Here is a 13715-nt window from a genome sequence, read left to right as displayed (position 1 = left end):
GCATCGGCAACCCCACCCGGGTCGACGTCGCCGGGGAGCTGCCGGCCCTGGTGGAGGGCGCGGACATCGCCGTCGTACGGCTGCTGGGCGGGTTTCGAGGTCGGGTCAGCCGGTCGGACCACCCCACGATGGCAGCCGTGCGTACGGCTACCCGGGACGGGCAGGACCCCGGAACCGGCGCAGAGGTTCCGGGGCCCGGTCAGGGAGCGAGCCGTCGGGGCCCGCCTGCCGCGTTCGTCACACGCGGCGCAGCACCGCGACGACCTTGCCCAGGATCGTCGCGTCGTCGCCGGGGATCGGCTCGTAGGCGGCGTTGTGCGGGAGGAGCCAGACGTGGCCGTCCTCGCGCTTGAAGCGCTTGACGGTGGCTTCGCCGTCGAGCATGGCGGCCACGATGTCGCCGTTCTCGGCGACCGGCTGGCGGCGCACGGTCACCCAGTCGCCGTCGCAGATCGCGGCCTCGATCATCGAGTCACCGACGACCTTCAGGACGAACAGTTCGCCGTCGCCGACGAGCTGGCGGGGGAGAGGGAAGACGTCCTCGACGGACTCCTCCGCGAGGATCGGGCCACCGGCCGCGATACGGCCGACCAGCGGGACGTACGACGCGGCGGGCTTGCCGGCGGTGTCCGTGGGCTGCACGGTCACGGCCTGGTCGGAGCCTCGCACCTCGTACGCGCGCGGGCGGTGCGGGTCGCGACGCAGGAACCCCTTGCGCTCCAGTGCCATCAGCTGGTGGGCGACCGAGGACGTGCTGGACAGGCCGACGGCCTGGCCGATCTCCCGCATCGACGGTGGGTAGCCCCGCCGCTGCACCGAGTCCCTGATGACCTCGATCACCCGGCGCTGCCGGTCGGTGAGCCCCGAGCTGTCCGCCCGGATGCCGGGAGGTCGGCCCGGCAGGGAGCGCTTGTGCCCCTCGGGATTCGTCACTTCGTTCATCACGTGCACCGGCTCGACTCGGCCCTGGGAGCGGTCCTGGGCGGTGATGGTGGCACTGTCTGCGGTGGTGGTCACGGCGGCCCCTCTCGATGGTCTCCCTGCTGCACAACGGTAGTTGCTTTCGAAAGGTTGCGCCAAACACACGTTCGAGTGAAAAAGTGCGTTTCACGTGACGTGATCGTGTGTCTGGGTGTATGGCTCAGCCTGCACCTGGCGGACAAAAGTGCCCATTGCTGTACTCTTCACCGCCGGGGTCGCCGACCTTGTGGGCCGCGACCCCAGTCTGCCATCCGGAACCCCGCGGTCCGGTATCCGGGGCCCTTCTGTGCCGGAGTGCCATGCCCCCTCGCGTGCGGCGCCCACGCTATCCCGGTATGCGGCACGGCGGCACGGGTACGCGTGCGCGTGTCCGTGCCGGCCGCCGCCGATGCCCGGATCCACCGTTCCGCCGCGACACGCGTGTCTGCCTGGGCGTATGAAGCAATCCCCACATGTAGTGGTTGGATGGCTACAGCAGCCCACAAGTTGTGGTCCCCCGGGTCTTGGACGGCGTCGCGATCGCCTATGCTGGGGTCTGCTTCGCGGGTCCTGTGGGTCCGGTGAGGTCAATGAGACTGCTGTGAGGAGGGTTGGAGATCATGCACTGCCCCTTCTGCAGGCATCCCGACAGCCGCGTGGTCGACAGCCGTACGACCGATGACGGCACGTCGATCCGCAGGCGCCGTCAGTGCCCCGACTGCTCCCGTCGTTTCACGACCGTGGAGACGTGCTCGCTCATGGTGGTCAAGCGGTCCGGGGTCACCGAGCCGTTCAGCCGCGCGAAGGTCATCAACGGCGTGCGCAAGGCGTGCCAGGGGCGGCCTGTCACCGAGGACGCACTCGCCCAGCTCGGCCAGCGGGTCGAGGAGGCGGTGCGTGCCACCGGGAGCGCCGAGCTGACCACTCACGACGTGGGCCTGGCCATACTCGGCCCCTTGCAGGAACTCGACCTCGTCGCCTATCTGCGGTTCGCCTCCGTCTATCGGGCGTTCGACTCGCTCGACGACTTCGAGGCCGCGATCGCGGAGCTGCGGGAGACCACGCGAGGCCCCGCCGCGGACGACCAGGACGCGGGAGCGGGGATCCAGGAAGCAGGCTGCGGGCCCGGCGGGACCACCCAGGTTCCGGTGCCCGCCCACGCCGCCGACTGACCGGCGGGCCGGGAACCGGGAGGAGATCCGGATTCCGGCCGGGAGGCGGCCGACAAAGACCTGTTGCGGGCGGCAGCTGAGGGTGCCCGCAACACACGACAGAACACCGTGCCACGGGAACAATCGGGGCACTTTTGGGCGTTTTGCCCGTACCAGGGAGGCGGCATGACAGAGACGGCGAGCGGTCCGGCACGAGGTTCCCGAGCCAAGAGCGGCAAGGCGGGGAACAAGGGGCTGCACATCGAGCGCATCCACACCACCCCCGGCGTGCACCCGTACGACGAGGTGAGCTGGGAGCGCCGTGACGTCGTCATGACCAACTGGCGCGACGGCTCGGTCAACTTCGAGCAGCGTGGCGTCGAGTTCCCCGACTTCTGGTCGGTGAACGCGGTCAACATCGTCACCAGCAAGTACTTCCGGGGTGCCGTGGGCACTCCGCAGCGCGAGGTCAGCCTCAGGCAGCTGATCGACCGCATCGTGAAGACGTACCGGAAGGCCGGTGAGGACTACAAGTACTTCGCCTCGCCCGCCGACGCCGAGATCTTCGAGCACGAGCTGGCCTACGCCCTCCTGCACCAGATCTTCAGCTTCAACAGCCCCGTCTGGTTCAACGTCGGCACCCCGCAGCCCCAGCAGGTCTCCGCCTGCTTCATCCTGTCCGTCGACGACTCCATGGAGTCGATCCTCGACTGGTACAAGGAAGAGGGCATGATCTTCAAGGGCGGCTCCGGCGCCGGCCTGAACCTCTCCCGCATCCGCTCCTCCAAGGAGCTGCTCTCCTCCGGCGGCAACGCCTCCGGCCCGGTCTCCTTCATGCGTGGCGCCGACGCCTCCGCCGGCACCATCAAGTCCGGTGGTGCCACCCGGCGCGCCGCCAAGATGGTCGTGCTCGACGTCGACCACCCCGACATCGAGGACTTCATCGAGACCAAGGTCAAGGAGGAGGAGAAGATCCGCGCCCTGCGCGACGCGGGCTTCGACATGGACCTGGGCGGCGACGACATCACGTCCGTCCAGTACCAGAACGCCAACAACTCGGTCCGTGTCAACGACGAGTTCATGACGGCGGTCGAGAAGGGCGGCAAGTTCGGCCTGCGTGCCCGCATGACCGGTGAGGTCATCGAGGAGGTCGACGCCAAGTCCCTCTTCCGCCGCATGGCCGAGGCCGCCTGGGCCTGCGCCGACCCGGGCATCCAGTACGACGACACCATCAACAACTGGCACACCTGCCCCGAGTCCGGCCGGATCACCGCGTCGAACCCGTGCAGCGAGTACATGCACCTGGACAACACGTCCTGCAACCTGGCCTCGCTGAACCTGATGAAGTTCCTCAAGGACGACGGCAAGGGCCACCAGTCCTTCGAGACCGAGCGCTTCCAGAAGGTCGTCGAGCTGGTCATCACCGCGATGGACATCTCGATCTGCTTCGCCGACTTCCCGACCCAGAAGATCGGTGAGAACACGCGCGCGTTCCGCCAGCTCGGCATCGGCTACGCCAACCTCGGCGCCCTGCTGATGGCCACCGGCCACGCCTATGACTCGGACGGCGGCCGTTCCCTGGCCGGCGCCATCACCTCCCTGATGACGGGTACGGCCTACCGCCGCTCCGCCGAGCTGGCCGCGGTCGTCGGCACCTACGACGGCTACGCCCGCAACGCCGACGCCCACAACCGCGTCATGAAGCAGCACGCCGACGCCAACGGCACGGCCGTCCGCATGGACGACCTGGACACCCCGGTGTGGGCCGCTGCCACGGAGGCATGGCAGGACGTGGTGCGCCTCGGCGAGAGGAACGGTTTCCGCAACTCCCAGGCGTCCGTCCTCGCCCCGACCGGCACCATCGGTCTCGCGATGTCCTGCGACACCACGGGCGTCGAGCCCGACCTCGCCCTGGTCAAGTTCAAGAAGCTCGTCGGCGGCGGCTCGATGCAGATCGTCAACGGCACCGTCCCGCAGGCCCTGCGCCGCCTGGGTTACCAGGAGGAGCAGATCGAGGCGATCGTCGCCCACATCGCCGAGAACGGCAACGTGATCGACGCCCCCGGCCTCGCGCACGAGCACTACGAGGTGTTCGACTGCGCCATGGGCGAGCGCGCCATCTCCCCGATGGGTCACGTCCGCATGATGGCCGCGATCCAGCCGTGGATCTCCGGCGCCATCTCCAAGACGGTCAACATGCCGGAGACGGCGACCGTGGAGGAGGTCGAGGAGATCTACTTCGAGGCCTGGAAGCTGGGCGTCAAGGCGCTCGCGATCTACCGCGACAACTGCAAGGTCGGCCAGCCCCTCTCCGCGAAGACCAAGGAGAAGGAGAAGGCCGAGGTCACGGAGAAGACCGAGGCGGCCATCCGCGAGACGGTCGAGAAGGTCATCGAGTACCGCCCGGTCCGCAAGCGCCTCCCCAAGGGCCGTCCGGGGATCACCACGTCCTTCACGGTCGGTGGCGCCGAGGGTTACATGACGGCCAACTCCTACCCGGACGACGGGCTCGGCGAGGTCTTCCTGAAGATGTCCAAGCAGGGCTCCACCCTCGCGGGCATGATGGACGCCTTCTCCATCGCCGTCTCCGTCGGCCTCCAGTACGGCGTGCCGCTGGAGACGTACGTCTCGAAGTTCACCAACATGCGCTTCGAGCCGGCCGGCATGACGGACGACCCCGACGTGCGGATGGCGCAGTCGATCGTCGACTACATCTTCCGCCGTCTGGCGCTGGACTTCCTGCCCTTCGAGACGCGCTCCGCCCTCGGCATCCACTCCGCCGAGGAGCGTCAGCGTCACCTGGAGACCGGTTCGTACGAGCAGTCGCTCGATGACGACGAGGTCGACGTCGAGGGTCTGGCCCAGTCGGCGCCGCTCGCCCAGGAGCTGAAGGCGGTCGCCACGCCGAAGGCCGAGACCGAGGCGGTCAAGCCTGCCCCGAAGCAGGCCCACACCAGCGCCGAGCTGGTCGAGATGCAGATGGGTATCCAGGCCGACGCCCCGCTGTGCTTCTCCTGCGGTACGAAGATGCAGCGGGCCGGCTCCTGCTACATCTGCGAGGGCTGCGGCTCGACCAGCGGTTGCAGCTGACCGGCAGCCGCTAGGGACCTGACACGTGGTCCCCGGTGAAGAAGGGGCGCCGGCCACACGCCGGCGCCCCTTCGGCTGTCACCACGTCAGGGGCGGCGTGCTCTGCCCATGACCTGGGTGAACGTCGACGGATCCTCGTCGAAGCCGTGCACGCCGGGACGCAGGGTCCACTCGCCGGAGTCGTCGCGCACGAACTCGGCGATCGTCGCCGCCGTCGCCCCGAGGACCGACCCGAAGTCGTCCTCAGCGAGGACCGTATAGCCCTCCCGGACGCGCGCGGCCGGATTCAGCACATCGGCGAACGTCTTATGCCCGGGCCGCTGCTGGATGACGACACCCACCACCACGCGCGCGTACCGGCTGTCGAGCCGTTCCAGTTCGAGCACCATGACCTCGTCCCAGCCGAAGCCCCTGCCGTCGGTGCTGTCGCGGTTGAGGAAGATCGTGCCGTCCGGCGAACGGCTGTCGAAGTGCACCAGATAGGCCGGCGTCCCGTAAGCGTCGGCCGACACGAACGTCGCGGCGATGATGTCGAGATCGGTCGGCGGCCGTCCCGCCGGACTGGGATCCCACTTGAGCGCGACCTCGGCCTTGCGGATTCCCTTGCTGAAGCCGGTCACCAGGCTGCCCCTTCCCCCTGTGGCTCACTCGCCCCCAACTCGTGTGAGTCGGACGCTTTTTGCCCATCGTGCCACGTGCACGGGGGCGCACGCCCGGGCCTGGTCCACCGGAGCGGGACCGGCGCCACGCCCGCTGGCCTTACGATGGCGCGGTGCTGGTCAAGTGGATTCGCTGCACCGTGGTCGACCGCCGCGGTTTCGAGCGCGGGCAGCGGAAATGGGCGGGGCTGCCGGGGGAGCCGGGTTTCCGGGGACAGGGCGGGGGCTGGAGCCGGCAGCGGCCGGGAGTGGCGCACGTCTTCGCCTTCTGGGAGAGCCGCGCCTTCTACGACTCCTTCATGGCCCGTTCCCATGACCGGCTGGCCGCCGCCCAGTCCGGCACCTTCAAGGACGCCCAGGTCAGGCTGTTCGAGTACCGCTTCGATGTGAAGACGGGCTTCGAGCCGCGCTTCACCGACGCCGATCTCGTCCGGGTGGCCCTGTGCCGGATCCACGAGGAGCGCGTGGAGCACTTCATGCTCATGCAGGAGAAGGTCTGGAACCCGGCCATGGCCGGTTCGCCCGGCATGATCCGTGGCATGTTCGCCGAGGCGCCCGAACAAGAGTTCATGATCCTCTCGATGTGGCGGTCGGCGGCCGAGCACGGCAAGTACCGCACCGAACGCATCGAACGCCTGGCCCTGCGCGCCCAGACCGAGGCGGACGTCGCGGCGCTCTCCGGCGACATCGTGGAACTGGAACCGTCCTGGACGGTCTGAGATCCCACCGGTCGGTTGGAGAACCGGACGTACTTCCCGAGGGTGCCGCATCGTCATCACGGAAGGATCCGCGGCGCGGAAATCATGTGACCTACGCCGTATGGAGCCCGTACGAGTGCTCCACCTTCCGCCGTTCGATCTAGGGTTTCGACATGGCACGACCACGGCGCATCGTCCTTGTCCGGCACGGCGAGTCGACCGGCAACATCGACGACTCCGTGTACGAACGCGAGCCCGACCACGCCCTCGCGCTGACCGAGCGCGGCCGGCGGCAGGCCGAGGAGACCGGAGAGCAGCTCCGGGAGCTCTTCGGCAGGGAACGCGTGAGCGTGTACGTCTCCCCGTACCGGCGCACGCACGAGACGCTCCACGCCTTCCACCTCGATGCCGACCTCATACGCGTCCGGGAGGAGCCCAGGCTCCGTGAGCAGGACTGGGGGAACTGGCAGGACCGCGACGACGTGCGCCTGCAGAAGGCGTACCGCGACGCCTACGGCCACTTCTTCTTCCGCTTCCCGCAGGGAGAGTCGGGCGCCGACGTGTACGACCGGGTCGGCGGCTTCCTGGAGAGCCTGTTCCGCAGCTTCGAGGCCCCCGACCATCCTCCGAACGTCCTCCTGGTGACCCACGGGCTGGCGATGCGGCTGTTCTGCATGCGCTGGTTCCACTGGACGGTCGCCGAATTCGAGTCGCTGGCCAATCCGGGGAACGCCGAGATGCGGATGCTCGTTCTCGGGGAGGACGGCAGGTACGCACTCGACCGGCCCTTCGCGCGCTGGCGGGAGCCGGTGCCGTACTGGGTCAGCGGATAGAGTGGCAGAGCGATGACCGCTGACTCCTCTTCCCTCGAGCGCTTCGAGCGCGCCTCGGCGAGCCTGCGCGGACTGGCCGTGGGAGACGCGCTGGGCTCCCAGTTCTTCGTTCCGGTGAACTACCCCCTGCTGAAGCGCCGGGAACTGCCTCCGGGCCCCTGGCAGTGGACGGACGACACCGAGATGGCCTGCTCCGTGCTGGCCGTCCTCGCCGCCCACCAGCGGATCGACCAAGATGCGCTCGCCCGCTCCTTCGCCGAGCACCACGACTTCGACCGGGGCTACGGTCCCGCGGTCAACCGCCTGCTGCGTCTGGTCCGGGAGGGCGGGGACTGGCGCGAGCTGGCCGCCGGCCTCTTCAACGGCCAGGGGTCCTGGGGCAACGGCGCGGCCATGCGGATCGCCCCCCTGGGCGCCTGGTACGCGGACGATCCCGAGCAGGCGACCCACCAGGCGGAAATCTCGGCCTACACCACGCACCAGCACCGGGAGGCCGTGGTCGGGGCCATGGCGGTGGCCGCGGCGGCGGCTCTGGCCGGCTCGCCCGACGGCCCGCCCAGCGGCGAGGCCCTGCTCGACCGAGTCATCGCGCTCGTACCGAAGAGCGCGGTCGGCCAGGGACTCCGCCGCGCCCGGGACATGCTCGACTACCGCGACCCGGGCACGGTCGCGGCCGTGCTGGGCAGCGGACGCCGCACGACCGCGCATGACACCGTCCCCTTCGCCCTGTGGTCCGCCGCGCGGGCCCTCGGTGACTACGAGACGGCGTTCTGGACGACCGCCCAGGTGGGCGGGGACGTGGACACGACCTGCGCGATCGTGGGCGGCGTGCTGGCCGCGGGCAAGGCCGGGGCACCGCCCGCCGAGTGGGTGCGGCGCACGGAGTCGCTGCCCGACTGGGTGCCCGCAGGGCTCTGACGGGTCCCTTCCCCGGCGGGTACGGAAACGCTCCGTGTCACCCGGGAACTCTCCGTGATCGACGCTCGTTCTTCCCGTATCCGCCGTGCACCGCGTCTTCCGGGCGTAAGCGCGCACGGAGCGGTGAGGGCGGGAAGCGACACGAGGGAGGAGGGGGGTGCGGGTTGGCGTATGTCCTGCTGGGGCTGGGGCTGGGGCTGGCTGCGCCGCTGGTGATCCTCACGTGTGCGGTGCCGGCCCTGATGCCGGTGCCTCCGGTGCCCTTGCTGTCCCTCGTGCGGCCGGCCGGTCCGCTGCTCGCGTCGGCTGTGCGCGGGCGACGGTCCGGCCGGCCGCGGCTTGGCGCCGCGTGGTCCGGGTCAGCCGATGCCCGGGCTCGCCACGCCCGCGAGGGAGTCGAGATCGCTCTTGCGGACCCTGATCACCAGCCACGCGGTGAGGAAGGCGAGCACGGCCATGGCGGCGGCCGGGACGAAGGCGGCGGAGATGCCGTGGGCGAGCACCTCGTGCCCCCAGGGCGCGGGCAGCTGGTGCGTCCTGGCGAAGTGCGCCTTCTGCTCCGGCGAGCCGTCGGCGAGGAACTTGGGCAGCTGCTTCTTCGCCTCGTCCTTGGCGGCCGAGCCGAAGACGGTCGTCAGGATGGACAGGCCGAGCGAGCCGCCGACCTGCTGCATGGCGTTGAGCAGCCCGGACGCCGCACCCGCCTCGTGCTGGGCGACGCCGGACACGGCGGTGACGGTGGCCGTCACGAAGTTCAGGCCCATGCCGAAGCCGAAGACCAGCAGGGGGCCCAGCACTCCGCCGACGTAGGTGCTGTCGGGCCGGACGAACGTCTGCCAGGTCAGTCCGATCACCACGAACGCCGTGCCGCTCATCATGAACGGCCTGGGGCCGAAGGTCGGCAGGAAGCGCTGGGACAGCCCCGCGCCGACCGCGATCGCCACGGTGACGGGAAGGAAGGCGACACCGGCCTTGACGGCGCTGTAGCCGAGCACGTTCTGCACGAACAGCACGATGTAGAAGAACATGCCGAACATCGCCGCGGCCAGGCTGAGCATGATCACGTACGTGCCCCAGCGGTTCCGGTCGCTGAACATCCTGAGCGGAGTGATCGGCTCCTTCGCCCGCATCTCGGTGAAGACGAAGGCGATCAGCAGGACAACGGACACGGCGAACGAGCCGAGGGTGAGACTGTCCCGCCAGCCCTCCTCCGCGGCACGGATGAACCCGTACACGAGCGTGGCCATGCCCGTGGTGGAGGTCAGCGCACCGGTGAGGTCGAAGCGTCCCGGGTGGCGCCGGGATTCGTTGATGTACAGCGGCGCGAGCGATGCGATCAGCACGCCGATGGGCACGTTGACGAACAGCACCCACCGCCAGTCGAGCCAGTCGGTGAGCATGCCGCCCGCGAGCAGGCCGATGGCACCACCGCCGGCGGACACGGCTGCGAACACGCCGAAGGCCCGGTTGCGTTCGGGGCCTTCGGGGAAGGTCGTCGTGATCAGCGCCAGCGACGTGGGCGACGCGATCGCGCCCCCCACGCCCTGCAACGCCCGTGCGGCCAGCAGCTGCCAGGGTTCCTGGGCCAGGCCGCCCAGCAGAGAGGCGAAGGTGAACAGCAGGATGCCGGCCATGAACACCCGGCGACGGCCGAGGACGTCACCGGCCCGGGCACCGAGCAGGAGCAGGCCGCCGAAGGTGAGCGTGTAGGCGCTGACCACCCAGGTGAGGTCGGTCGTGCTGAACTTGAGAGCGTCTTGAATGTGCGGGAGGGCGATGTTCACAATCGTCGCGTCGAGCACCACCATGAGTTGGCAGGCCGCGATGACGGTGAGCGCGATGCCGGGATGCCCCTCCCGGCGGGCTGTGCCCGGTTTCCGATCGTCCTGGAGCAGCTGAGAGGTCGTCACTATGGGTCCCCCATCAAGGCGTTAGTGAACGCTCGCGTTCACTGTCGCGCCCACGGTAGTGAGTCCCCATCAGTGAACGCAAGCGTTCACTTAAGTGCGTGCCGCGCTTCGCGTCCCCCATCGCTGCGACGCGGCACCCACCGCCCCGGAATCCCCGCTTCCCTTTGCACGCTGGAGAAATACAGATGGCTACCTCGCGCTGGACGGCCGTGCCCGCTCGGACGGCTTCCCCTCGTCGGCGCGGCGCGGTACTGGAACGCGCGATCCTCGACGCCGCTCTGGAGCAGCTGAGCACGGTCGGCTGGAAGGGGCTGACCATGGAGGGCGTCGCGGCCGGAGCCCAGACGGGCAAGGCCGCGGTCTACCGCCGCTGGCCGTCCAAGGAGGACCTGGTCGCCGACGCGCTGGTGTCCGGGCTGCCCCGGCTGGAGAAGGCACCCGACCTCGGAAGTGTTCGCGAGGACCTGCTCACGCTGTGCCGGCAGGTGCGCCGGATCATGTTCTCGCGGCCCGGCGCCGCGCTCCGTTCTGTCATTCACGAATGCGACCAGCTGCAAGCGGAACGCTTCGAGGAGGTGATCGTGGGGAGCGTGGTGGAGCCGACCGTCAAGCTCCTCCGTGCGGTCATCTCCCGGGGCATAGAGCGAGGAGAGGTCCGAAAGGACGCGGCCAACGGATACGTCTTCGACGCCATTCCCGCCATGATGATGTACCGATCGAAGATGTGCGGCAGTGAATGGAGTGATCAGGACCTCGGGGAGATGGTCGACCAGTTGATGCTCCCGCTGCTGCGCCCCTACGGAACCTGATCGCCCCCCTGCCGCGGTCCCCGCGCGGGACGGGGCGGACCGGGGTGTCGCGCGGCGATCCCTGCGGCGTACGCTAAGGGCGCCATGCCGTACGAACCACCTACACACACTGTCGAGCGCTCCCTGCGCGCCACGACCGGAGCGAAGGTCATAGCCGGTGTCGACGAGGTGGGACGCGGCGCCTGGGCCGGCCCCGTCACCGTCTGCGCGGCGATCACCGGTCTCCGCAGGCCGCCCGAGGGGCTGACCGACTCCAAGCTGCTGACGATCAGGCGGCGCACGGAACTCGCCGAGATCCTCCGGACATGGGTGACCGCCTATGCGCTGGGGCACGCTTCCCCCGAGGAGATCGACGGCCTGGGGATGACGGCCGCGCTGCGGCTCGCCGCGGTCCGCGCCCTGGACGCTCTGCCGGTCCGTCCCGACGCCGTCATCCTCGACGGGAAGCACGACTACCTCGGCGCTCCCTGGAAGGTGCGCACGGTGATCAAGGGGGACCAGTCGTGCGTGGCCGTCTCGGCCGCGTCGGTCATCGCCAAGGTTCAGCGCGACAAAATGATGGCCGAACTGGCTGTCGACCATGCAGACTTCGGATTCGCGGACAACGCGGGGTATCCGTCACCCGTGCACAAGGCCGCACTGGCGGAGCGGGGGCCCACCCCGCACCACCGTTTGTCATGGGCGTATCTTGATGCGTTGCCCCAGTGGCGGCACCTCAAGAAGGCCCGCAGCTGGGCGGACGGAGGCGTTCCGGAAATCGAGGGTCAGCTCGGCTTCGATTTCTGACGGTTCCGCTGGCACTGATGTGCCACCCGGTCATCCGCGCCGCACGAATGTTTGATAAAAATCAGCTCATGCCTCTCATTCCCGAGGAGCCTCAGATTCACGAGAGTGCCCAGGGTCCCCGCGCCACTCCGGCCAGCGGCCGTACCGCGCCGACCCCCCGCCCCGTACCCGGCCCCCGTCCAGCGGCTCCGTCCCGCCCCGGTCGTCCCGGCCCTCTGCGGCCCACGCCGCCGGTGCAGCGCGCGCCGCGTGACGGGGCTCCGGCCAAGCCGGGCCCGTCCGCTCCGGCCGTTCCCGCCGCCGCGGCGGCCCCGCAGATCCAGCTGATCCCGGCCTCGCCCGAGGGTGCGCTCGACGCCGCCGACGAGGCGGTGGACCTCCTTCTGGACTCGGGCCGCGCCCCCGGTGACGTGCTGGTGATCACCACGGGTGCCCAGCATCCGTGGGCCGAGCACGAGCTGTCCTTCGGTGAAGCGTCCTACTGGGCGCAGCACGATGCCGGCGACGACGTCTTCTACGCGGACGCCGCCGTCGCCTCCCGTGCCGCGACCCGCCCGGTGGTCGTCGTGGCTGTCAACGGAGGCTCCGGCTCCGCCGCCGGCTCAGCTCTGCCGCTCGCCCACTCCCGGGCCGGTGCCCTGCTGATCGTCTGCGGCGACCCGCAGACGATCAACTCGGTGCTGGGCGCCGGCGTCTGAGTCGCCTCCGGCACCACGGGGAACCGCGGTGCCGGAGCAGCCGCTCCGGCGGAACACACGCCGTGCGGCTTTCGGCATGCCCGGGTGACGGGCGACGGCCACACCACTCGCCGGGCGGCTTCCAGGGGACCGAGCGGTGGGGCCGGAGCCACCGGACCGCGCTGCGAGTCGCCGGGGCGGCGCGCGCGCCGGCCGGAGGGTGAGCCGACCAGATGGTGAGCCGGCCGGAGGGTGAGCCGGGCCCCACAGCGGGGCCAGTGTGATCCGGGCCTGCGTGGCAGCAGCGGTGCCCGGGTCGGCGCGCGCCCGTCGGGGCCTCACCGCGCTGCTCGCCGGCCTCCTCCGCACGGGGCAGCGGCAGGTCCGGCCGCTGATACCGCCCTGTCGATCAGACCGGCCGTAGCGCCGAGATCCCGCCCGCGCCAGCGCCGTTCAACGGGCCGCGGCGCGGCGCAGGACCTCGGAGACCGGTCCGCCGGTGCGTGGCACGAGCGGCGCAGCCTCCGACGTCGCGAAGGGTTCCGGTGCCGAGTGCGCGTGAGGATGGCGTCCGCCACGCCCCTCGCCGAGCACATGCCAGCCGTCATGCGTCAGCGTGATGTACGCCCCGCAGCGCAGCCCGTGCAGGGTGCAGGCATCGCGCAGTCCCCACATCCACGCACCGTCCTCCTCCGTCCAACGCCCTTCCCCTTCACGGCAGTACAGGAGTACGGCCGTGCGTACGGGGGTGCGGCGGCGCAGGTCGTGCGGAATCACCCGGCGCAGCTGGGCCAGCAGGGCGTTGCGGAACATCCAGCCGTCGGCCGGGGCCGGACGACGCGTGAACGAGGCGCTGGCCCGCAGCCGCTCGTCCGGATCGAGAACCGCCACGATCGCCGTGGACGGCTTCGGGTGATGGCGGACGTGGAGCCCGCTGACGACCTCACGTGGGTTGCGCAGCAGAGGAATTCCTGCGGCGGCCCACTCCGCCGGCTCGAGCAGGCGGCTGGCGGAAGCGGCGGACGCGGACGTCGACAAAGAGGCCGCCGAGGACGAGGCGAATCCGAAGGTCACGTTCCTCCCTTCGGCTACGCGCCCATACTGCGGGCGAGGTCGGATTCAAGGGGAGCGCGCACCGCAGGGGAGCCCAGCCTGATCACGGACGAGCCGCGCGGGGAGCGGACCTCAATTCTTCCTGTCGAACTACGATGCGGCAACGAGCAA

12 protein-coding genes are annotated in these 13715 nt (G+C 69.9%); 8 read left to right on the top strand and 4 right to left on the bottom strand.

Features of this window, described 5'->3' with window-relative positions; all coding sequences use genetic code 11:
* Positions 1-237: 237 nt before the first annotated feature.
* On the bottom strand, positions 238-1017 hold the full coding sequence (lexA, locus tag ABZ117_RS04805) for a transcriptional repressor LexA (RefSeq protein WP_121786538.1): 780 nt from the start codon (positions 1015-1017) through the stop codon (positions 238-240).
* 563 nt (positions 1018-1580) lie between these two features.
* On the opposite strand from lexA, the gene nrdR reads away from it, so the two are divergent.
* Positions 1581-2132, top strand: a complete 552-nt coding sequence (gene nrdR / locus ABZ117_RS04800; protein WP_356817377.1) for a transcriptional regulator NrdR — start codon at positions 1581-1583, stop codon at positions 2130-2132.
* Between the two features lie 165 nt (positions 2133-2297).
* Positions 2298-5201, top strand: a complete 2904-nt coding sequence (locus ABZ117_RS04795) for a vitamin B12-dependent ribonucleotide reductase (protein WP_356817375.1) — start codon at positions 2298-2300, stop codon at positions 5199-5201.
* An 86-nt stretch (positions 5202-5287) separates the two neighbouring features.
* Here ABZ117_RS04795 and ABZ117_RS04790 read toward each other — a convergent pair whose 3' ends face one another.
* Positions 5288-5821, bottom strand: coding sequence for a TerD family protein (locus ABZ117_RS04790; protein ID WP_356817374.1), 534 nt, complete (start codon positions 5819-5821; stop codon positions 5288-5290).
* 152 nt (positions 5822-5973) lie between these two features.
* On the opposite strand from ABZ117_RS04790, the gene ABZ117_RS04785 reads away from it, so the two are divergent.
* The 3 genes from ABZ117_RS04785 (at position 5974) to ABZ117_RS04775 (ending at position 8309) form a co-directional block, all read left to right on the top strand.
* On the top strand, positions 5974-6579 hold the full coding sequence (locus ABZ117_RS04785; RefSeq protein WP_356817372.1) for a YdbC family protein: 606 nt from the start codon (positions 5974-5976) through the stop codon (positions 6577-6579).
* Between the two features lie 152 nt (positions 6580-6731).
* Complete coding sequence (locus ABZ117_RS04780) at positions 6732-7391, top strand: histidine phosphatase family protein (RefSeq protein WP_356817371.1); 660 nt, start codon at positions 6732-6734, stop codon at positions 7389-7391.
* A 12-nt stretch (positions 7392-7403) separates the two neighbouring features.
* On the top strand, positions 7404-8309 hold the full coding sequence (locus tag ABZ117_RS04775; RefSeq protein ID WP_356817369.1) for an ADP-ribosylglycohydrolase family protein: 906 nt from the start codon (positions 7404-7406) through the stop codon (positions 8307-8309).
* 359 nt (positions 8310-8668) lie between these two features.
* Here the strand turns inward: ABZ117_RS04775 and ABZ117_RS04770 are convergent, their stop codons facing one another.
* On the bottom strand, positions 8669-10219 hold the full coding sequence (locus ABZ117_RS04770; protein ID WP_356817367.1) for an MFS transporter: 1551 nt from the start codon (positions 10217-10219) through the stop codon (positions 8669-8671).
* A gap of 185 nt (positions 10220-10404) precedes the next feature.
* On the opposite strand from ABZ117_RS04770, the gene ABZ117_RS04765 reads away from it, so the two are divergent.
* The 3 genes from ABZ117_RS04765 (at position 10405) to ABZ117_RS04755 (ending at position 12512) form a co-directional block, all read left to right on the top strand.
* A complete protein-coding gene (locus tag ABZ117_RS04765) occupies positions 10405-11028 on the top strand; it encodes a TetR/AcrR family transcriptional regulator (protein ID WP_356817366.1) in 624 nt (207 codons plus the stop codon).
* Positions 11029-11112: 84 nt separating this feature from the next.
* The gene (locus ABZ117_RS04760) at positions 11113-11814 is read left to right on the top strand and encodes a ribonuclease HII (protein ID WP_356817365.1); all 702 of its coding nucleotides are present in this window, start codon (positions 11113-11115) and stop codon (positions 11812-11814) included.
* A 68-nt stretch (positions 11815-11882) separates the two neighbouring features.
* Positions 11883-12512: a hypothetical protein gene (locus ABZ117_RS04755; RefSeq protein WP_356817364.1), complete on the top strand. Its 630-nt coding sequence runs from the start codon at positions 11883-11885 to the stop codon at positions 12510-12512.
* 432 nt (positions 12513-12944) lie between these two features.
* Here the strand turns inward: ABZ117_RS04755 and ABZ117_RS04750 are convergent, their stop codons facing one another.
* Positions 12945-13565, bottom strand: a complete 621-nt coding sequence (locus ABZ117_RS04750) for a hypothetical protein (protein ID WP_356817362.1) — start codon at positions 13563-13565, stop codon at positions 12945-12947.
* Positions 13566-13715: the final 150 nt, after the last annotated feature.

The sequence above is a fragment of the Streptomyces sp. NPDC006309 genome (genome assembly GCF_040613095.1).
In the GTDB taxonomy this organism is placed as follows: domain Bacteria; phylum Actinomycetota; class Actinomycetes; order Streptomycetales; family Streptomycetaceae; genus Streptomyces.
The sequence above is the reverse complement of the archived record's forward strand: the minus strand, read 5'-3'. Positions and strand labels throughout refer to the sequence as shown.

Coding starts and splice junctions, on each gene's coding strand:
- ABZ117_RS04760 (WP_356817365.1), top strand. CDS start 11,113: ATGCCGTACGAACCACCTACACACACTGTCGAGCGCTCCCTGCGCGCC.
- ABZ117_RS04765 (WP_356817366.1), top strand. CDS start 10,405: ATGGCTACCTCGCGCTGGACGGCCGTGCCCGCTCGGACGGCTTCCCCT.
- ABZ117_RS04755 (WP_356817364.1), top strand. CDS start 11,883: ATGCCTCTCATTCCCGAGGAGCCTCAGATTCACGAGAGTGCCCAGGGT.
- nrdR (WP_356817377.1), top strand. CDS start 1,581: ATGCACTGCCCCTTCTGCAGGCATCCCGACAGCCGCGTGGTCGACAGC.
- ABZ117_RS04780 (WP_356817371.1), top strand. CDS start 6,732: ATGGCACGACCACGGCGCATCGTCCTTGTCCGGCACGGCGAGTCGACC.
- ABZ117_RS04795 (WP_356817375.1), top strand. CDS start 2,298: ATGACAGAGACGGCGAGCGGTCCGGCACGAGGTTCCCGAGCCAAGAGC.
- ABZ117_RS04775 (WP_356817369.1), top strand. CDS start 7,404: ATGACCGCTGACTCCTCTTCCCTCGAGCGCTTCGAGCGCGCCTCGGCG.